Consider the following 18,260-nt stretch of genomic DNA (forward strand, 5'->3'; position numbering starts at 1 on the left):
TCTCAGTGCGGACGCCGTCAGGGCGTCCTCCCACTTAGTCGACGGTGCTTCAGTCCTTGACGACGATGCCCATGGAGCGGGCGGTGCCGGCAATGATCTTCTCGGCCTCTTCGATGTCGTTCGCGTTGAGGTCGGCCATCTTCTTCTCGGCGACCTCACGCAGCTGGGCCTTGGTGATCGAGCCGACCTTGTCCTTCTGCGGGACGCCGGAGCCCTTCGGCACGCCGGCGGCCTTGAGCAGCAGGCGGGCGGCCGGCGGGGTCTTGAGGATGAACGTGAACGTCCGGTCCTCGTAGACGCTGATCTGCGCCGGGATGATGTCGCCGCGCGAGGACTCCGTCTGGGCGTTGTACGCCTTGACGAACTCCATGATGTTCACACCGTGCTGACCGAGGGCGGGGCCGACCGGCGGCGCCGGGGTGGCCTGGCCTGCCGGCAACTGAAGCGTGAAGGTCTTGACGAGCTTCTTCTTCGGAGGCATGGCTGCTTTCGTCTTCCTGGGCTGGATTGGTTCGTGCCGTTTCGCAGGCACGCCGATGCGTCCGGCTTCGGAGCCGGACGCTCAAGCGTACCGCAGGCGAACTAGATCTTCGTGACCTGGTTGAAGTTGAGCTCGACCGGGGTCTCGCGACCGAAGATCGAGACAAGCACCTTCAGCTTCTGCTGGTCGGCGTTGATCTCACTGATGGTCGCCTGCAGCGAGGCGAACGCGCCGTCGGTGACGGTGACCGAGTCGCCGACCTCGAAGTCGAGGACCTTGACCTCGGGCTTGCCGGCCTTCTTGCCGCCCTCCTGCTGCACGGCCGGGGCCAGCCACTTCAGCACCTCGTCGAGCGAGAGCGGGGCCGGGCGGTCGGCACGGTCGGTCGCGCCCACGAAGCCGGTCACCCCGGGGGTGTTCCGGACGCAGGAATACGACTCCGGGGTCAGCTCCATCCGGACAAGGATGTAGCCGGGGAAGACCTTGTTCTGCACCTGGGTGCGCTTGCCGTTCTTGATCTCGACCTCTTCACGAGTCGGGACCTCGACCTGGTAGATGAACTCTTCCATGTCGAGGCTCGTGATGCGGGTCTCGAGATTCGTCTTGACCTTGTTCTCGTAACCGGCGTAGGAGTGCACCACATACCAGTCACCGGGCGCGAAGCGCAGGGCGGCACGCAGCTCGGCGACGGGGTCCTCGCTGTCGGACACCACGCTGGCGGTGGCAGCCGTCAGCACCGTCGACGTTTCCTCGCGCTGCTCGTCGTCGGTCTCGGGCGTCTCGTCGAAATCCTGCACGCTGCTCACTTCCGTCTGTCTGTCCTCGCCCCGTGGTTCGGTGCTACTCGTCCGCGCTGCCGTTCCCGAAGGCCCAGAGCACCGCCTTGGCGAAGCCGTAGTCGAGTCCGGCGACGATCGCGAGCATGACGATCACGAACACGACGACGACGAGCGTGTAGGTGGTCAGCTCTTTGCGGGTCGGCCAGATAACCTTACGCAACTCGGCGACAACCTCGCGGATGAAGTTGATGAGCCGCGCGAAGATGTTGTTCGAACGTCCCTCTTTGGACTTGGTCTTCTTCTTGTCCGAGTCCTTGGTCTTGAGGTCCTTCGACTTGGTGTCCTTGGCACGGCCGTTCTTGCTCGCGCGCTCTTCGTCGTCCTCGTCGGCGTCGCCGTCGGCTTCGTCGTCCTCGGTCACCTCGAGGTCGTCCAGCTCGTCGGCGAACTCCTCCTCGATGGCGGCGTCTTCGGCGCTGAGCTCCTCTTCACGGCGATCGTCGGCGGGGTCGGTCCCGCGTCGCCTGCGTTCGGCCACTTTCGCCCTCTTCCGTGATCTCGCGAGTGCTCGGTCCGTGCACGACCGTCAGCAAGACCCGGGGCCTCGTGCGGTTTCGGCTTGGTGCCGCCGGACCACCGGCGGAGAGCCGGTGGCACACGGTTTGACCAACCGTGACCGCTGCGGTCGTCGTCCCGATCGTGTCGATCGGGCGCACCAGACCCAGGTCAGGCCTTCGGCGCAGGGGCGACAGGACTCGAACCTGCAACCTGCGGTTTTGGAGACCGCTGCGCTACCAATTGCGCCACACCCCTTCGTGACGATCGCAACACGCATGTTGCTCACCCCACGGCGGACCAGTGTACGGGTTCGGGCGGGGATTCCCCAACCACCCCCCTCCTACACGTCCGGGCGAACGATCGCCTTCGCCGCACCGAGCACTTTGTCCCCCTGGCAGGTGGCGGTGACGTCGATCTGCACCAGGCCTTCATCCAGGACTTTCTTCACCACACCGGCGACGACGACCTCGGTGCCCTTGTCGTCGTCGGGCACCACGACCGGGTTGGCGAAGCGCGTGGAATATTCCACGATCGATGCGGTCCCCCCCACCCAGCAGGCCACGGCCTGGCCCGCGAGGCCCATCGTGAGCATGCCGTGGGCGATGACCCCCGGGAGCCCGACGGCGGTCGCCCGGCGGTCGCTCCAGTGGATCGGGTTGAAGTCGCCGGAGGCGCCGGCGTAGCGGACCAGGTCCGCCCGGGTGACCCGGAAGGTCTGCGGCGGGAACTCGGTGCCGACCTGCATCTCAGCCTTCCCCTCGGATCACGAGCCGGGTCCAGATGGTCACCACGGGCTCACCCTCGACGGTGGACACCTCGTGCCGGGTGGTGAGGAACGCGTGGCCGGCCCGGCTGCTGATCTCCTCCACCGTCATGACGGTGACCAGGTGGTCGCCGGCGACGATCGGCCGCTCGTAGCGGAACGTCTGGCCGCCGTGGACGACGCGGCTGTAGTCCATGCCGAACGCCTCGTCGTCGACGAGCTGCTGGCCCGCGTGCTGGCTGAGGATGATCGCGAAGGTGGGCGGCGCGATCACGTCGCGGTAGCCCTTGGCGCGGGCCTCGGCGAGGTCACGGTGCACCGGGTCGGCGGCGAAGACCGCGTCGGCGAACTCGCGGATCTTCTCCCGGCCCACCTCGTAGGGCGGCGTCGGCGGGAACACCCGGCCGAGGTACGACTGATCGAGCGGCATGCAGTGCAACTTACCTGGAAGCAAACAGCGCCCCGGCCGGTGGGCCGGGGCGCTGTGACACGTCGGTGGCGCGCTGCTACTACTACTACCGCGTCTCGCGGTGCACCGTGTGCTTGCCGTCGCGGGGGCAGAACTTCTTCAGTTCGATGCGGTCCGGGTCGTTGCGACGGTTCTTCTTGGTGATGTAGTTGCGCTCTTTGCACTCCGTGCACGCCAGCGTGATCTTCGGACGAACGTCGGTCGCCTTGGCCATGGCGAAGTGCCTTCCTTCAACGGGAGTCAGATCCAGCGAACCAGCATAGCGGCTCACACAGACGGACGCCCAATCGGGCGTCCTATGGTGCTTCTGTAGCGGTGGCCGGACTTGAACCGGCGACACAGCGATTATGAGCCGCTTGCTCTGCCATCTGAGCTACACCGCCGCGGCGGACTCGATGCCTCAAGCCCGGTCTCGAGCCCCCTTACGGAATCGAACCGTAGACCTTCTCCTTACCATGGAGACGCTCTGCCGACTGAGCTAAGGGGGCGCATCACGTGCGATCCCGCACATGCGCTCGCTAAGCGTACACGGCCCTCGCCCCGGCACGAAATCGACTTCCCCGGTTTCTACGGAACCGCCCGCAACCAGCGCACTTCGCCCTCCGGGGCGACCGTCGGGTCGGCGTCGGTCTGTGCCTGGAGCCAGGATTCGAACCGCTCGTACGGCAGCGCGCGGCTGAACAGGAAGCCCTGCCCCATGCCGCACTCCATGTCCTCGAGCAGCCCGAGGGTGAGCTCGCTCTCAACGCCCTCGGCGACCACGTCGAGGCCGAAGTTGCGGGCCATGTCGACGATCGTGCGCACGATCGCGAGGTCGCTCGGCGACGTCGCCATGCCCTGCACGAAGGTACGGTCGATCTTGACCTCCTGGACCGGCAGCCGGCTCAGGTCGGCGAACGAGGAGCGGCCGGCGCCGAAGTCGTCGACGGAGAGCCGCACGCCGAGGTCGCGGAGCCGGTTGAGGGTCGGCAGGCTGCGCCCGCCGCCGAGCAGCTCGTCCCCCTCGGAGATCTCCAGCATGAGCCGGTCGACCGGCACCCCGTACTCGTCGAGCATCTCGGCGACGTACAACGGGAAGTCGGCGTCGCTGAGCGTTCGGGCCGACAGGTTGACCGAGACCGACAGCGACCGGCCCGCGTCGGCCCACTCACGGGCCCGCCGGATGCCCTCCCGCAGGACCACGCCGTTGAGGCGGGCGAGCTGGCCGGTGTGCTCGGCCACGGCCACGAAGTCGGGCGGGGCGACCTGCCCGTGGACGGGGTGCTCCCAGCGGGCGAGGCACTCGACGCCGACCAGCCGGCGGTCCTTGAGGGCGACCTTCGGCTGGAAGTACACCTCCAGCTCCCCGGACGTCAGCGCGGCCTTCAGGTCGGCGGCCAGCCCGACCCGCCGGACGGAGCGGGACTGGAGCCCGGCGTTGAAGAGCTGGACGATCCCGCGGGACTTGGCGACGTGCGTGGCCACGTGCGCCCGTTGGAGCAGCACCTCGGGCTCGGAGCCGTGGTCGGGGTAGATCGAGACGCCGACGTTGGTGTCGATGTCGATGGTGAGCATCTCGATCACCATCCGGTCGCGCAGCCCGGACCGCAGGGTGTCGGCCACGGCGACCGCCGCGTCGGCACCGGCGGTGCGCAGCTCGACCGCGAACTCGTCGTCGCCGACGCGGGCGACCAGGGCGCCCTGTGGGGCGAGGTCGCGCAGCCGGCGGGCCACCTCGATGAGCACCTTGTCGCCGGCGGCGTAGCCGAGCGAGTCGTTGACCTGGCGCAGCGCGACGACGTCGAAGAGCAGGACGGCCACGACCTCGCGGGGCGCGCGACCGCTCATCGCCTCGCCGAGGGCCTCCAGCATGCGGCGGCGGTTGGCGAGGCCGGTGAGCGTGTCGTGGTTGGCGTCGAACTGGAGGCGGTCGACGAGGCGGCTGTTCTCGACCGCGACGCCCGCGTGGGCGGACAGCGTCTCGAGCACCTGCACGTCGTCGGTCCCGAACGCCGTGCGCTCGCCGAGACGCCCGGCGACCTCCAGGGTGCCGATCGTCACACCGCCCGAGCGGAGGGGCACCACGATGATGTCCTTCACGCCGACGTTCTGCAGGACGGACCGCAGCTCGGGGTCGCCGACCTTCGGGCCGACCGCGATCGTCTCGCCGGTGCGCATCGCGAGCTGGCGGAACCGGTCGGGGGTCGGTGCGCTGTCGAGGAGCCCCTGGTAGTCGTACCGCGCAGAGAGCAGCACCTCGTCGTAGCGGCCCTGGTCGGGCAGCCACAGGGTGGCCGAGTCGGCGGAGAGCAGCATCCGGACCCGCCCGAGCAGCACGTCGGGCAGCGCGCCGGTGTGGTTGCTGGCCGCGATGTCCTGAGTGAGGGAGTAGATCGAGGTCAGGCTCTTGTGCTGCTGGAGGAACTGCGCATAGGCCCGGTAGACGAGGCCGAGCACGGCGGTCAGGGCGACCAGCAGCACGGCGGCCCACTCGCTGGCCTGCAGCGTCACCAGCATGACCAGGCCGAGGACAATGTTGACGCCCATCACCGCGGTGCCCGGCACCGAACTGCGCAGGAACTGCGGCAGGCAGCCGATGCCCTGCAGCAGGACCATTACGCCGGAAATGCCCGCCAAAGTAATGACATTCAGGGCGACGATCGCGGCGCCGAGAACGAGCCAGGTGCGCGGATCACTGGCCTCGCCGAGCCCGAATTTGAACACGACGAGATTGGCCGCCGCGACGCCGGCAATGTGACCGGCGGCGTTGAACGCGGCCTTGTGCGGCCCGAGCCGGCCGGTGAACGTGTTCCAGACCAGACCCGCCACCAACCGGATGATGATGGCGAGCTCGGGCGACAGGTAGAACAGCGTGAGCAGCACCGGGACGTCGTTCATCCAGAAGACGAACGCCTGCCGCCGGGCGTCGAAGCGCAGTTGCATGTGCGTGGCCACGACGGCCAGCGCGAACAGGACCGGGGCGTAGCCGATGTTGTAGTCGAACGGCCGCGTCTCGTCAGACAGGACGAGCGGCAGCGAGAGGAGGATGCCCAGCAGGAACAGCGGGCCGGTGATCAACCACGCGTGCTTCTCGTCGCGGCTCACCGGCGGCTTCGGAGCGGGCACCCGTTCCCCAATCACACAGGCATGGAGCCGTCAGCCGGTCGAGGGGACGAGCCAGCTGGTGCGACTCAGGTCCAACCCCAGTCCATGATGACGGCCATGCCCTCGGTCGGTGCGGGCCGCGGCGCGGCGGGCACGCCGACGACTGTGACAGCACCGGGCACAGCGGATAACCCGCTGCCGGAGACGATATCGGCTTGTGCGGTCGTTCCCGAGAGGCCCAGAGCGACGGCCCCAGTCCCCATCGTCACCGCCAGACGAACCATCCACCGGCCAAGCATCTTGTCGCGCATCAGTCGCTCCCATGCGATCGCAGTGACACCAGGTCCGGTTTGGTTACCCACGATCGTGCCACAGCCCACGTCGTTACCAACAGTGCGGCACCCAGGATGACTCGCTCGATCGTAAGAATCGACCTTTCGGCCGATTTCAACTCTGGCGAACCGGCTATATCAGCTCACCCTACGCAGTTTCGGGGCAACTTTTCCGGCCCGTCGGGAGTCGGAGATCTCCCGCCAGCCCTCGTCCGCGAGGACCGCCGACTCGATCCAGCGGACCGCCTCGTCCTCGGACAGGAAGCTGCGGACCCGCCGCCGGCCCGCCGGCCCACCCCGGAGGAGCTCGACCTGCCACCGGCCGTCGGCCGCGTTGCGCACGAAGACGTCCCGCCGGACCAGCCGGGACCAACGACCGTTCCACCACCGCCGCTCGTTCATGCCTCCATCTTAGAACTGGTGTACGACAATTCTCGGAGCCGTACGATGAACTCATGGAGTTCCCCGGGAAGGGTCTCGCCAAGGGTCTCGCCGTCACGCTGGGCACGATGACGCGCCGGTCGACCACCCAGCAGTACCCGGACGTCGAGCCCGAGCTGCCGCCGCGCACCCGGGGGGTCATCGCGCTCGTCGAGGAGAACTGCACGGTCTGCATGCTGTGCGCCCGGGAGTGCCCCGACTGGTGCATCTACATCGACTCCCACAAGGAGGAGGTGCTGGTCCCGGGCGCCGCCCGGCCGCGCCAGCGCAACGTCCTCGACCGCTTCGGGATCGACTTCTCGCTCTGCATGTACTGCGGGATCTGCATCGAGGTGTGCCCCTTCGACGCGCTGCACTGGTCCCCCGAGTTCGAGTACGCCGAGCACGACATCCGCGACCTGCTCCACGAGAAGGAGCGCCTGGACGAGTGGGTGCCCACCGTGCCCGCCCCGCCCGCGCACGACCCCCGGGGCGAACCGGCCAAGGAACAGACGGCAGCGGCCAAGCGCGCTTAGGCCCGGTGGTCGATTCCTGTCGGACCTTGGTGGCAGGATGTCGCCATGAGGTTGGCTCAGCGATGACCACGGCCGATGTGCTGATCGGCGCGCTCGGCGCGGTGGCGCTGGGCTCCGGCCTGCTGGTCGTGACGACGCGGCACGTCGTGCGGGCCGGGCTGTGGCTGGTCGTGGCGCTGGGCGCGATCGCCGGGCTCTACCTGGTGCTCACCGCCGAGCTGGTCGCCTGGGTCCAGGTCCTGCTCTACGTCGGCGCCGTCGTCGTGCTGCTGCTCTTCGCGGTGATGCTCACCCGGGCCCCGATCGGCGCGAGCGACGACCTCGACCGGGTTCGCTGGCCCGGGCTGCTGGTCGGGGCCGGGTCGGGCGCCGGGCTCGCGGCCCTGCTGATCGACGCGTTCCGCTGGACGCGGACCGACCTGCCGGAGCCGGGCACCGCCGAGCGGCTCGGCGCGGCCCTGTTCCGCACCTGGGTGCTGCCGTTCGAGCTGATCTCCGTGCTGCTGCTGGCCGCGCTGGTCGGGGCGATCGTCGTCTCCCGGCCCGACATCGGCGCGAGGAGGCGGGGCTGATGCATCCCGTGCTGCCGTTCACGATCGCCGCGCTGCTCTTCGGCATCGGGGTCTACGGCGTGGTCGTCCGGCGCAACGCCGTGCTGCTGCTCATGGCCGTCGAGCTGATGCTCAACGCGGTCAACCTGATCTTCGTCACCGCCGACGCGACCATCCGGGCCGCGGTGCCGCACGCCGGGCAGTCGTTCACGCTGTTCGTGATCGTGCTCGCCGCGGCCGAGGTCGGCGTCGGACTCGCGCTGATCCTCCAGCTCTACCGGCTGCGCCGCAGTGTCGTGGTCGACGAGCTGGAGCTCGACGAGGAGGTGTCGGCGTGACCGTCGACCCCCTCGGCGCCGCCCTGCCGGCCATCCCCCTCGCCCTCGGCCTCGCCGGGCTGCTGCTGCGCGGGGACAGGCGGGTGCCGGCCGCGGTGCTCGGCGTCGGCGGCGCCACCGCGGCGCTCGGCGTCGCGATCGCCGCCGCCGCGCGGGGCCCGCACGGGCCCGATAGCGGTCACGTGATCGCCGAGTTCGGCCGACTGGCCGTCACGTTCGGCACCTGGCTCGACGGCCCGGCCGGGCTGGTGGCGGTCGCCGTCGCCGTGGTGGCCCTCTGCGTCCAGGTCTACTCGGTGGCCTACCTGCACGACGACGACCGCTACGCGCCCTACGCCGCCCAGGTCAGCCTCTTCACCGGCGCGATGCTGCTGGTCGTCGCGTCCGGCGACCTGATCGTGATGCTCGTCGGCTGGGAGGTCATGGGCATCTGTTCCTATCTGCTCATCGGCCACGACCGGCGGCTGCCCGAGGCACCGCGGGCGGCGGTCAAGGCGTTCCTGGTCACCCGCGTCGGCGACGTCGGCTTCCTGCTCGGCATCGTGCTGCTCGGGGTGCGGGCCGGCAGCTTCCGCATCGCCGACGTGTTCGCCGCCGACCTGTCCGCGGGCACCGTGACGGCCGCCTGCCTGCTGCTGCTGGCCGGGGTCGCCGGCAAGAGCGCGCAGTTCCCGCTGCACACCTGGTTGCCCGACGCGATGGCCGGCCCGACCCCGATCTCGGCCCTGATCCACGCCGCGACGATGGTCGCGGCCGGGGTCTACGTCGTGGCCCGGCTGTTCCCGCTGTTCGAGCGGTCCGCTCCCGCGCTGGTCGTGCTGGCCCTGATGGCCTCGGTCACGATGCTGCTCGGCGCGCTGTCCGCCCTCGGCCAGGACGACATCAAGCGGGTCCTGGCCTGGTCGACGGTCAGCCAGCTGGGCTACATGACCGGCGCCCTCGCCGTCGGCGCGCCCGCCGCCGCGCTGTTCCACCTGCTCACCCACGCCGCGTTCAAGGCGCTGCTGTTCCTCGCCGCGGGCGCGGTGATCCACGCCGTCGGCACCAACCTCATGGCGTCGATGGGCGGGCTGCGCGAGCGGATGCCGGCCACGTTCTGGACCATGACCGCCGCACTCGCGGCGCTGGCCGGGGTGCCGGTCTTCGCCGGGTTCTGGAGCAAGGACGCGATCGTGGAGGCCGCCTGGCACGCGACGACCGGCGACGGCCACGGGCCGCTGCCGCGGGGCGTGGCCGCCGTGGTGCTGGTCTCCGCCTGCCTGACCGTCGCGGTCACCGCGGCCTACGTGGTGCGGCTGTGGCGGCGCACGTTCGGCGGCGAGCCCCGCTCGGCCGAGGCCCGGGCGGCGCACGAGCCGCCGTGGGCGATGCGCGGGCCGCTGCTGGTGCTGGCCGTGCCCACCGTGCTGCTGGGCTTCGCCGGGCTGGCCGTGGGCTTCAGCGACCGGCTGGTTGGCGGCGGGTGGGGCGACGCGGAAGGGGCGATGCCGCTGCGGGCCGCCACGCCGGTCGCTCACCTGACCTGGCTCGCCCTCGTCCCGCTGGCGCTGCTGGTCGCCGGGGGCTGGCTCGCCTGGCGCCGCGACCCGGCGGCACCGCTGCCCGACACCGCGACCACCCGCCTGTTCGCCAACGCCTTCTACCTCGACGCGGTGCAGGACGCGCTCGTCACCCGGCCGGTCGCGGCGCTGGCCCGGGCCGGGCGGCGGGCCGACGAGCGGCTCGTCGACGGCGCGGTCGACGGGGTCGGCTCCGGCGCTCGCGGTGCGGGCGGGCTGCTCGCCCGGGTCCACGCGGCCGCGCTGCCCCGGGCGACCACCGCCGTGCTCGGCGGCGCCGTCGTCATCGCCGCAGTTGTCGCGATCGTCGTGGGAGTGGCCTGATGACCACCGGACAGACGCTGCTGCTGGCCACCCTGCTGCTGCCGGCGATCGGCGCGCTGGCCGCCGCCGGCCTGCCGGCCCGGCTCGACCGCGCCGGCCGGGTGACGGGCACCGTGTTCGCCGCCGCCACCTTCGGCGTCACGCTCCTGTTCCGCCCGCCGGACGCGGCACCCGCGACGGACGCGCGGATCGCGCCGTGGACCGAGCTCGACCTGCCCTGGGCGCCCGCCCTCAGCCTGCGGTTCCACCTGGGCATCGACGGCATCTCCTACCCGCTGGTGGTGCTCACCGCTCTCCTGACGATGCTGTGCTGCGCCTACTGCCTCTGGCGGGTGCCGGAGCCGGGCCGCGGCCGGCTGCTGGTGGCGCTCCTGCTCGTCCTCCAGGTCGGCATCCAGGGCGTGTTCCTCTCCCTCGACCTGGTGCTCTTCTTCGTGTTCTTCGAGGTCGTGCTCCTGCCGATGTATGCGGTGATCGCCGTCTGGGGCGGCCCCGACCGGCGGCGGGCGGCCCGCAAGTTCGTCCTCTACACGCTGTTCGGCTCGGTGCTGCTCCTCGTGGGCGTCTTCGTGGTCGTGTCGGCGTCGGGCACCGGCGACCTGGTCGCGCTCGGCGACCCGGCCGTCCGCCCGATGACCGCCGGCATGCAACTGCTGGCGTTCGTGCTGCTCGCCGTCGCGTTCGCGGTGAAGAGCCCGCTGTGGCCGCTGCACACCTGGCTGCCGGCCGCGCACACCGAGGCGCCGACGGTCGGCTCGGTGATCCTGGCCGGCGTGCTACTGAAGATGGGCACGTATGGGCTGCTGCGGGTCGCGGTCGGGGTGGCGCCCGACGGCGCCGCGCGCAGCGCCCCGGTCCTCGCGATCCTGGCCACGGCCGCGATCATCGCCGGCGGCCTGATCTGCCTGGCCCAGACCGAGCTCAAGCGGCTCATCGCCTACTCGTCGGTCGGCCACATGGGCTTCGTGCTGCTCGGCATCGCGACCCTGACCGCCACCGGCCTGCAGGCCGCCCTCATCGGCAACATCGCCCACGGCATCGTCACCGGCCTGCTGTTCTTCATCGCCGGCGGGATCAAGGACCGGCTGCACACCGGCGAACTGGACCGCCTGGGCGGGCTGCGGGAGACCGCGCCGGCGCTCAGCGGCGTGCTCGCCTACGCCGCGATCGCCTCGCTCGGCCTGCCCGGCCTGGCCGGCTTCTGGGGCGAGGCGTTCGCCGTCGTGGCCGCGTTCGAGCGCGGCGGCCCGCTGTGGATCACCCTGGGCGTCCTGGCGGCGGTCGGCGCGGCCCTCGCCGCCGCGTACTTCCTGCGGCTGCTGCGCCGGGTCACCCACGGCCCGGCCACCTCGGCGGTCGCCGGGCTCGGCGCGCACGCCCGGCTCGGGCCGGGCGAGCTCGTCGCCTGGTCGCCGCTCGTGGTGCTGACCCTGGCGCTGGGCATCCTGCCGCCGCTCGTCCTGTCGTACTCCGCCGATCCCGTGGCGGCCCTCGCGGAGGTGTTCGGCCGATGAGGATCGACCAGGTCGCGCTCCTGCCGACGTATGTCGCCGCCGCCACCGCCGTCCTCGCGCTGCTCGCCGACCTGGTGGTCCCGGGGCGGCGGGGCGCGGTCGCCGGGGTCACCGCGCTGGGCATGCTCGGCACCATCGCGACGGCGATCACCGTCGGCCAGGGGCTCGACGACGGCGGGCGGCGCACCGCGTTCTGCCTCGGCCCGGACCAGTGCTCGCTGGTGTTCGACCCCGCGACCGCGATCGTCGCCGGGGTGTTCGCCGCGCTCGCCCTGGGCGCGCTGGCGCTGTCGGTGCCGCTGCTGCGCACCGGCGAGGTGCCGGCCGGGGAGTACTGCTTCCTCCTCGCCTGCTCGATGACCGGCGCCGTCGTGCTCGGCGGCGCCCGCGACCTGATCACGCTGGTGGTGGCGCTCGAGACGCTGACGCTTCCGCTGTACCTCCTGGTCGGCCTGCGCCGGGGCAACCGGGCCGGCGGCGCCGCCGCGGTCACGTTCTTCGTGGTCAGCGTCGTGTCGACGGCGGTGGCCCTGCTCGGCGCCGCGCTCGTCTTCACCGCCACCGGCGGCGTCCACTTCGCCGACATCGCGGGCGCCCAGGTCGCGCCGGCCGCCGAGCCGCTGCTCAAGGTGGGTGTGATCCTGCTGCTCACGGGCCTGGCGTTCAAGGTCGCCGCGGTGCCCGCGCACGCCTGGGCGCCGGCCACCTACGACGGGGCGCCGTTACCCGTCGCCGCCTACCTGTCGACGGCGTCCAAGCTCGGTGGCGTGGTCGCGCTGCTGCTCGTCGGCGTGTCCGCGGCCCGGCCGGTGCTCGGCACGTCGGGCCTCACCCTGGCCGTGCTCGCGGTGCTGAGCATGACCGTCGGCAACCTGGTCGCGCTGCGCCAGCGGCGCATGGTGCGGCTGCTCGCCTGGTCGTCGGTCGCCCAGGCCGGCTATCTGCTCGCCCCGCTCGGTGCGCTGCTCGCCGCCGGCGGGCGCACCGGGCCGGCCGTCGAGCTGCTGGTCGCCGCCACCGTCGCCTATGCCTTCTTCTACGTCGTGCTGGAGTTCTCCGCGTTCGGGGCGCTCGTCGCGGTCCGGGGCGCCGGCGACGGCGGCGAGGTCGCCGACTACCGGGGCCTGGCCCGCCGCTCCCCCTGGCTGACCGCCGTCCTGGTGATCTCGCTCACCGGCCTGGCCGGGCTGCCGCCGGGGCTCGCGGGCCTGTTCGCCAAGGTCGCCGTGGTGCGCTCGCTGCTCGGCGGCGACGCGGTCTGGTTGGCCGTCGTGGTCGCGCTCAACGCCGTGATCGGCCTCGCGTACTACGTCCGCGCGGCCGCGACGTTCTTCGGCGCGCCGCCCGAAGGCCCCGCGCTCGAAGGCGCTGCGCTCGAAGGCGCTGCGCTCGAAGGCGCCACGCCCGAAGGCGCTGCAACCGACGGCGCCTCACCCGAACTGGTGAAACCGCGGGTGAGCTGGCCGGTCGCCGTCGCGGTGGCGGTGGCCGCCGTCGTGGCCGTCCTCGTCGGCTTCGCGCCGGAGCTCATCATGCGGGCGGCCGGGACGTTCAGCTAGCTCACAGCTAGCACCGGGAAGGCACACGGGCAGTCGCGGTGTTATTGGTGGCATGCAGCACAGGCATTTCAACGGTCTGAAGACAGCGGCCCTCCTCGGGTTGCTGACCTCACTGATCCTGCTTGTCGGCTACTGGCTCGGCGGTAGCACCGGTCTGGTCATCGCCGTCTTCCTGTCGCTGGCAATGAACGCGTTCAGCTACTTCTACTCGGACAAGATCGCCCTGCGTGCCATGAACGCGCAGCCGGTCTCCGAGGCGCAGGCTCCCGAGCTGTACGCCATGGTCCGCGAGCTCGCCACCCAGGCCGGGCAGCCCATGCCTCGGCTCTACATCAGCCCCACGATGCAGCCCAACGCGTTCGCGACGGGCCGCAACCCGAAGAACGCCGCCGTCGCGGTCACCCAGGGCATCCTGGGCATGCTCACGACCCGTGAGCTGCGCGGCGTGATCGGCCACGAGCTGTCGCACGTCTACAACCGCGACATCCTCATCTCCAGCGTCGCCGGCGCCCTCGGCGGCATGATCACCATGCTTGCCCAGCTGGCGATCTTCCTGCCGCTCGGCTCGAGCGACGACGAGGACGGCCCCGGCATCGTCGGCATGCTGATGATGCTCATCCTCGGCCCGCTGGCCGCGATGGTCATCCAGATGGCGATCAGCCGCAACCGCGAGTACCAGGCGGACGAGTCGGGCGCGCGGCTCACCAACGACCCCCTCGCGCTGGCCAGCGCCCTGCGGAAGATCCACCGCGGCACCCAGGCGCTGCCGCTGCCGGCCGACAGCCAGCTGGCCAGCCAGGCCCACCTCATGATCGACAACCCGCTCAAGGGCGGTGGGCTCGCGTCCCTGTTCTCGACGCACCCGCCGATGGAGCAGCGGGTGGCGCGTCTCGAGCAGATGGCCGGGGTGCAGTACAGCTAAATCCCCTTCGGATCGCGAAGGGCCTGCCGTTAGTATCGGCGGGCCCTTCAGTCCTTACCGAAAGGGGTAGTGGTGCTCCGGCAGTACGCCTCCGTCTGGCGGCTCCCCGGAGCGCCTGTCCTGCTCGTCGTGGGCGTCGCCGCCCGGCTCGGCATCGGGATGATCTCGCTGTCGCTGCTGCTCCTGCTGCAGCGGACCACCGGGCGGTACACCGAGGCGGCGCTGGCCTGCTCGGTGTACGCGATCGCCACCGCCGTCGCCAGCCCCGTCGTCGGCCGCCTGGCCGACCGCGCCGGCCCGGCCCCGGTGCTCCTCGTCACAGGCGTCGCCCACCCGCTCATGCTGCTCCTGCTGCTGGCCTCCGGCCTGCGGCACGCATCGCTGCCGCTGATCCTGGCCGCCGCGACCCTCGCCGGGGCGACGTTCCCGCCGCTGACCGCCGCGATACGCGGCACCTGGAACGCGCTGACCGCCGACCAGCCGCAGGTCAGGCTGACCGCGCTGGCCGCCGAGACGGCGCTCTTCGAGATCGTCTTCGTCGCCGGGCCGATGCTGGTCGCCCTGTGCGTCGCCCTCTGGCAGCCCGCGGTCGCACTCGTCGCCGCGGCGGCGATCACGCTCGTCGGCACGCTCATCGTGGCCCGCGGCCGGGCCATCCGCTCCTGGCGCCGCCACGAGGACCACGCACCCGCCCGCGGCCTGGGCCCGCTGCGGGTGCCCGGCTTCGCCGCCCTGCTGGTCACGGCCTTCGGGCTGGGTTTTGCATTCGGCGGTACCGGTGTGGCCGTCCCCGCCTACGCCACCGCCCACGTGTCCACCGATCCGGAGAGCGTCGGCGGCATCCTGCTGGGCGTGTGGGGCATCGGCAGCGCCGTCAGCGGCATCTGGTTCGGCGCGCGCCACCGGGTCGGCGCACGGCTCGGCTGGATGCTCGCCGGCGTCGCCGCCAGCCTGGCCGTCCTCGCCGCCATGCCGAACGCGGTCTCCCTGGGCGCCGCCCTCATCATCGGCGGGGCGACGATCGCCCCCACCCTGACCGTGCAGAACTCGCTCGTCGGCTCGATCGTGCCGCGCTCGATGCTGAACGAGGCGTACACCTGGCTGGTGACCGTCTCGGTGGCCGCCAGCGCCACCGGGGTGGCGGTGACCGGCATGGTCGTCGACCACCCGGGCGGCGTCATGTGGGCGTTCCTGCTGGGCGGCGCCGCCGTGGCCGCCGGCGCGGTCGTGGCGCTGCTGCCACGGGGCTCGATCGCGCGCGCCACCGCCGTCACCCACTCGGGCGACGAGCTCAAGGCCGTTGTGTAGGGTCCCATGACATTCGTCCCGACCGACCCGTTTCGTGGTGATCTCGCCGCGGGGTACGACGTCGAGATCCGCCACGCCGACAGCTTCGTGCGCATCCGCGCCGTCCCGCCCTCGCGGACGGGACGGCGCTCGCCGCGGGACTACCGGTAGTTGGTGAACTGCAGGGCGATACCGAAGTCCTCCTGCTTGAGCAGGGTGATGACCGCCTGGAGGTCGTCCTTCTTCTTGCCGGTGACGCGCAGCTGGTCGCCCTGGATCTGGGCCTGAACGCCCTTCGGCCCCTCGTCGCGGATCTTCTTCGAGATGGCCTTGGCCTTGTCCGCCTCGATGCCCTGGATGATCTTCGCGTCGATCTTGTAGGTCCGGCCCGACGCCCGCGGCTCGCCGGCGTCGAGGGACTTGAGCGAGATGTTGCGCTTGACCAGCTTCTCCTTGAAGACTTCGAGCGCCGCCAGGACCCGCTCCTCGGTCTCGGCCTGGAGCGCGACGGCCTCCTCCCCGGCCCACTTGATCTCAGCCCCGGTCCCGCGGAAGTCGAACCGCTGAGCCAGCTCCTTCTCGGCCTGGTTGAGCGCGTTGTCGACCTCCTGCCGGTCGACCTTGCTGACGATGTCGAACGAGGGTGCCGAAGCCATGGCGGATGCTCCCTGTAAACCTTGTGATGTCGTGTTCCGGGCGTTGCGAGGGTACCCGTTTGCGTTGCCCCGGGGGCGTACCGCTATTCTTGCTTGCGCCAGGCGGGTTGCCCGAGCGGCCAATGGGAGCGGACTGTAAATCCGTCGCGAAAGCTACAGAGGTTCGAATCCTCTACCCGCCACCGGCAAGAAGGAAGGCCCTCGACCAGGGGAGACTCTGGACGGGGGCCTTCTTCGTATGTCCGGCCCCGTCCGGTCGAATCCGGCCGGTCACGGCTGATTGTGGGCAGGTCGATCTTGTCCGCGCTGCGTGGAGCTGCGGCTCCGGTCATGAGAACCTTGAGCCAGGTGTCCGCCCGCCGCCAGCTGGCCGGGCGGCTGCGGCGGTCTGCCGGGCTCGACCTGGACGACGAGTCCGGGAGCGGGCTTCCCGGAGCGTCCCGCCGGACGTAAAGAGCGCAACCAGCGGCGGAGGGCGAGGCCGCGGGAGCCACGGACTGGCCCACGACGAACATCGCGGCAGCTCAAGGAGACAAGACCGACCCGCTCGGACGCGGAACGTCGCCGACCCTGCGATGTACTTGGAGGATCTGTTCGTGAGCGATGGGCCGCCCCCGCGGGGGCCGTTCGAGTCCGAATGGACCGTGCCGTTGCCGCGTCCGGCGCATGTGATGCGCCCGATCCGGCCGGCGAGTGTCGCGATTGGCGCCGGGATCGCCCTCGCCGGGCAGGCGGTGGCCATTGGGCTGGGGCTGTTCGGGATGACATCCGAGCGCTTCAACCCGCCGGGCACCTACATCATCATCGAACTGCCCCTCCAGGTCGGGCTGATGTACGGCTCCCTCATCGTCGGCGCCAACTGGGTCAGCCGGCCGCATCTGGATCGCGGGATCGGCGTCGGGCTGCTGGGTGGATGGCTGCTCGGCGTGGCGGGCTTCCTTGCCGTGTCCGCCACGGTGCTGGGGCGGTAGGTCCGGCGCGATAGCCACAGCGGTCCGGCGTCAGGATGGGTGCGCGATGGCCGGCCGGGCGGGCGGCCTGCGCCGGCGGTCGGCTGGTGTCGCGGCTGGCTCGTTCGGCGTCTCGACGCGGGCGATCAGCTGCTTGAGTCGCGTGATCTCCGCCGCCAGCGCGGCATTGCCCGCCGGGGTGAGGGTGACCCAGGTCCGGCCGCGCCGGCCGGCGTAGCCCTTCTCGACCTCGATCAGGCCGGCCGTCTCCAGCACGCCCAGGTGCTGGGAGAGGTTGCCGGCGGTCAGTTCCAGCTGGGTGCGCAGGAAGCCGAACTCCACCCGGCGGGCCTCGTGCGCGAGGGTGAGGATGCCGAGCCGGACCCGCTGGTGCACCACGTCATCGAGGCCGGTGACCGGATGCGGGGACCCGGCCGGCGCGTCGGAGCCGGTCATCGGGACCGCCGCAGCCGTTGCGCCAGCGCGAAGCCGGCGCTGCCCAGCAGCAGCACGCCGCCGGTGATGACCAGCATCGGTACGAACTGCCACTGGCTGCCCCAGTGGTCTCCCCAGCCGAAGTTGATCGGGACCAGCACCACCGCAAGATACCCGAGGGCAAACAACAGCAGCGCGACGTGCCGCTCCAACCAGGCCAGCACCAGCAGGGCCAGCCCGATCGCGCCGGCCGGGGCGAGCAGCCGGAACATGACCTGGGCGAAGGTGGGCGGGGGGACGAGCGTGCGCGCGTCGGCGGCGGGGAGGACCCAGTCCGCCGGGACGGCGGCGAAGAGCACGAGGAGCGCGACGCCGGTGAGCACGTACGGCAGCACCCGCGCGCCCAGTCCCCGGGCCCGGGCGACCCGCAGGTACCCGCCGGCGATCACCACGTAGGCCAGCACCACGGCCGCCAGCCAGTAGACGTTCGCGGCCGGGAACCAGGCCCTGCACACCTGACCGTCGTCGACCGGCCGGCAGTCGCTGGTGCTCCAGTGGCCGAACAGGTAGACCGGAATCGCCCCGAAGATCACCGTGGCGAACACCAGCAGCGGCAGCCACGTCACCCGCTGCGCGAGACGCACCCGGCGCGCGAGGTCGCGCACGTCGGCCAGCAGCCGGCGGGGATCACCGCCGGCAGGAACCGCATCGGAAGTCATGCAAATAGGTTTCCACAACAAACC

23 protein-coding genes and 4 tRNA genes are annotated in these 18,260 nt (G+C 71.1%); 12 read left to right on the forward strand and 15 right to left on the reverse strand.

Annotated elements, in window-relative coordinates; all coding sequences use genetic code 11:
* Positions 1 to 49: 49 nt before the first annotated feature.
* From rplK to ABZS66_RS09445, 12 genes are all read right to left on the reverse strand, one after another.
* A complete protein-coding gene (gene rplK, locus ABZS66_RS09390; RefSeq protein WP_238007629.1) occupies positions 50 to 481 on the reverse strand; it encodes a 50S ribosomal protein L11 in 432 nt (143 codons plus the stop codon).
* A gap of 101 nt (positions 482 to 582) precedes the next feature.
* On the reverse strand, positions 583 to 1,278 hold the full coding sequence (gene nusG, locus ABZS66_RS09395) for a transcription termination/antitermination protein NusG (protein WP_354756662.1): 696 nt from the start codon (positions 1,276 to 1,278) through the stop codon (positions 583 to 585).
* Between the two features lie 43 nt (positions 1,279 to 1,321).
* Positions 1,322 to 1,798: a preprotein translocase subunit SecE gene (gene secE, locus ABZS66_RS09400; protein ID WP_354756619.1), complete on the reverse strand. Its 477-nt coding sequence runs from the start codon at positions 1,796 to 1,798 to the stop codon at positions 1,322 to 1,324.
* Between the two features lie 202 nt (positions 1,799 to 2,000).
* Positions 2,001 to 2,073 (reverse strand) — tRNA-Trp (locus tag ABZS66_RS09405).
* Positions 2,074 to 2,158: 85 nt separating this feature from the next.
* Positions 2,159 to 2,563: a MaoC family dehydratase gene (locus ABZS66_RS09410; RefSeq protein WP_354756620.1), complete on the reverse strand. Its 405-nt coding sequence runs from the start codon at positions 2,561 to 2,563 to the stop codon at positions 2,159 to 2,161.
* A 1-nt stretch (position 2,564) separates the two neighbouring features.
* A complete protein-coding gene (locus ABZS66_RS09415; RefSeq protein ID WP_354756621.1) occupies positions 2,565 to 3,011 on the reverse strand; it encodes a MaoC family dehydratase N-terminal domain-containing protein in 447 nt (148 codons plus the stop codon).
* Positions 3,012 to 3,096: 85 nt separating this feature from the next.
* On the reverse strand, positions 3,097 to 3,264 hold the full coding sequence (rpmG, locus tag ABZS66_RS09420) for a 50S ribosomal protein L33 (RefSeq protein WP_033357682.1): 168 nt from the start codon (positions 3,262 to 3,264) through the stop codon (positions 3,097 to 3,099).
* A gap of 96 nt (positions 3,265 to 3,360) precedes the next feature.
* A tRNA-Met gene (locus ABZS66_RS09425) sits at positions 3,361 to 3,433 on the reverse strand.
* A 32-nt stretch (positions 3,434 to 3,465) separates the two neighbouring features.
* A tRNA-Thr gene (locus tag ABZS66_RS09430) sits at positions 3,466 to 3,538 on the reverse strand.
* 79 nt (positions 3,539 to 3,617) lie between these two features.
* Entirely contained in the window at positions 3,618 to 6,134 is a 2,517-nt protein-coding gene (locus ABZS66_RS09435) for a sensor domain-containing phosphodiesterase (RefSeq protein WP_354756622.1), read from the reverse strand.
* A gap of 86 nt (positions 6,135 to 6,220) precedes the next feature.
* On the reverse strand, positions 6,221 to 6,445 hold the full coding sequence (locus ABZS66_RS09440; protein WP_238007634.1) for a hypothetical protein: 225 nt from the start codon (positions 6,443 to 6,445) through the stop codon (positions 6,221 to 6,223).
* Between the two features lie 159 nt (positions 6,446 to 6,604).
* A complete protein-coding gene (locus ABZS66_RS09445; RefSeq protein WP_354756623.1) occupies positions 6,605 to 6,868 on the reverse strand; it encodes a hypothetical protein in 264 nt (87 codons plus the stop codon).
* Positions 6,869 to 6,921: 53 nt separating this feature from the next.
* Between ABZS66_RS09445 and ABZS66_RS09450 the strand changes: the two genes are divergently transcribed.
* The 9 genes from ABZS66_RS09450 to ABZS66_RS09490 all read left to right on the forward strand — a co-directional run bounded on the left by ABZS66_RS09450 (position 6,922) and on the right by ABZS66_RS09490 (position 15,647).
* Complete coding sequence (locus ABZS66_RS09450) at positions 6,922 to 7,422, forward strand: NADH-quinone oxidoreductase subunit I (RefSeq protein ID WP_354756624.1); 501 nt, start codon at positions 6,922 to 6,924, stop codon at positions 7,420 to 7,422.
* Between the two features lie 62 nt (positions 7,423 to 7,484).
* The gene (locus ABZS66_RS09455) at positions 7,485 to 7,994 is read left to right on the forward strand and encodes an NADH-quinone oxidoreductase subunit J (protein WP_354756625.1); all 510 of its coding nucleotides are present in this window, start codon (positions 7,485 to 7,487) and stop codon (positions 7,992 to 7,994) included.
* Complete coding sequence (nuoK, locus tag ABZS66_RS09460) at positions 7,994 to 8,311, forward strand: NADH-quinone oxidoreductase subunit NuoK (RefSeq protein WP_238007637.1); 318 nt, start codon at positions 7,994 to 7,996, stop codon at positions 8,309 to 8,311. The genes ABZS66_RS09455 and nuoK overlap by 1 nt, the downstream gene beginning before the upstream one ends.
* Positions 8,308 to 10,194, forward strand: coding sequence for an NADH-quinone oxidoreductase subunit L (locus ABZS66_RS09465; protein ID WP_354756626.1), 1,887 nt, complete (start codon positions 8,308 to 8,310; stop codon positions 10,192 to 10,194). The genes nuoK and ABZS66_RS09465 overlap by 4 nt, the downstream gene beginning before the upstream one ends.
* Positions 10,194 to 11,708, forward strand: a complete 1,515-nt coding sequence (locus tag ABZS66_RS09470; protein ID WP_354756627.1) for an NADH-quinone oxidoreductase subunit M — start codon at positions 10,194 to 10,196, stop codon at positions 11,706 to 11,708. The genes ABZS66_RS09465 and ABZS66_RS09470 overlap by 1 nt, the downstream gene beginning before the upstream one ends.
* The gene (locus ABZS66_RS09475; protein WP_354756628.1) at positions 11,705 to 13,267 is read left to right on the forward strand and encodes a proton-conducting transporter membrane subunit; all 1,563 of its coding nucleotides are present in this window, start codon (positions 11,705 to 11,707) and stop codon (positions 13,265 to 13,267) included. The genes ABZS66_RS09470 and ABZS66_RS09475 overlap by 4 nt, the downstream gene beginning before the upstream one ends.
* Positions 13,268 to 13,319: 52 nt before the next feature.
* Positions 13,320 to 14,189, forward strand: coding sequence for a zinc metalloprotease HtpX (htpX, locus tag ABZS66_RS09480; protein ID WP_354756629.1), 870 nt, complete (start codon positions 13,320 to 13,322; stop codon positions 14,187 to 14,189).
* 72 nt (positions 14,190 to 14,261) lie between these two features.
* On the forward strand, positions 14,262 to 15,497 hold the full coding sequence (locus ABZS66_RS09485; RefSeq protein ID WP_354756630.1) for an MFS transporter: 1,236 nt from the start codon (positions 14,262 to 14,264) through the stop codon (positions 15,495 to 15,497).
* Between the two features lie 6 nt (positions 15,498 to 15,503).
* Complete coding sequence (locus ABZS66_RS09490; protein WP_354756631.1) at positions 15,504 to 15,647, forward strand: hypothetical protein; 144 nt, start codon at positions 15,504 to 15,506, stop codon at positions 15,645 to 15,647.
* Here ABZS66_RS09490 and ABZS66_RS09495 read toward each other — a convergent pair.
* Positions 15,638 to 16,132, reverse strand: a complete 495-nt coding sequence (locus ABZS66_RS09495; protein WP_354756632.1) for a YajQ family cyclic di-GMP-binding protein — start codon at positions 16,130 to 16,132, stop codon at positions 15,638 to 15,640. The two genes, ABZS66_RS09490 and ABZS66_RS09495, sit on opposite strands and share 10 nt — an antisense overlap.
* A gap of 101 nt (positions 16,133 to 16,233) precedes the next feature.
* Here ABZS66_RS09495 and ABZS66_RS09500 point away from each other — a divergent pair.
* The 3 genes from ABZS66_RS09500 to ABZS66_RS09510 all read left to right on the forward strand — a co-directional run bounded on the left by ABZS66_RS09500 (position 16,234) and on the right by ABZS66_RS09510 (position 17,103).
* A tRNA-Tyr gene (locus tag ABZS66_RS09500) sits at positions 16,234 to 16,314 on the forward strand.
* 148 nt (positions 16,315 to 16,462) lie between these two features.
* Positions 16,463 to 16,585 (forward strand): hypothetical protein, encoded by a 123-nt coding sequence (locus ABZS66_RS09505; RefSeq protein WP_354756633.1) that lies wholly within the window; start codon positions 16,463 to 16,465, stop codon positions 16,583 to 16,585.
* 128 nt (positions 16,586 to 16,713) lie between these two features.
* A complete protein-coding gene (locus ABZS66_RS09510) occupies positions 16,714 to 17,103 on the forward strand; it encodes a hypothetical protein (RefSeq protein WP_354756634.1) in 390 nt (129 codons plus the stop codon).
* A 30-nt stretch (positions 17,104 to 17,133) separates the two neighbouring features.
* Here the strand turns inward: ABZS66_RS09510 and ABZS66_RS09515 are convergent, their stop codons facing one another.
* Positions 17,134 to 17,538 carry a transcriptional regulator gene (locus ABZS66_RS09515; RefSeq protein WP_354756635.1) on the reverse strand — a complete coding sequence of 135 codons (405 nt, stop codon included), beginning with the start codon at positions 17,536 to 17,538 and terminating at the stop codon, positions 17,134 to 17,136.
* Positions 17,535 to 18,236, reverse strand: a complete 702-nt coding sequence (locus ABZS66_RS09520) for a hypothetical protein (protein WP_354756636.1) — start codon at positions 18,234 to 18,236, stop codon at positions 17,535 to 17,537. Before ABZS66_RS09520 ends, ABZS66_RS09515 begins: the two co-directional genes overlap by 4 nt.
* Between the last annotated feature and the right edge of the window lie 24 nt (positions 18,237 to 18,260).

The sequence above is a fragment of the Dactylosporangium sp. NPDC005572 genome (assembly GCF_040605515.1).
Lineage (GTDB): Bacteria > Actinomycetota > Actinomycetes > Mycobacteriales > Micromonosporaceae > Dactylosporangium.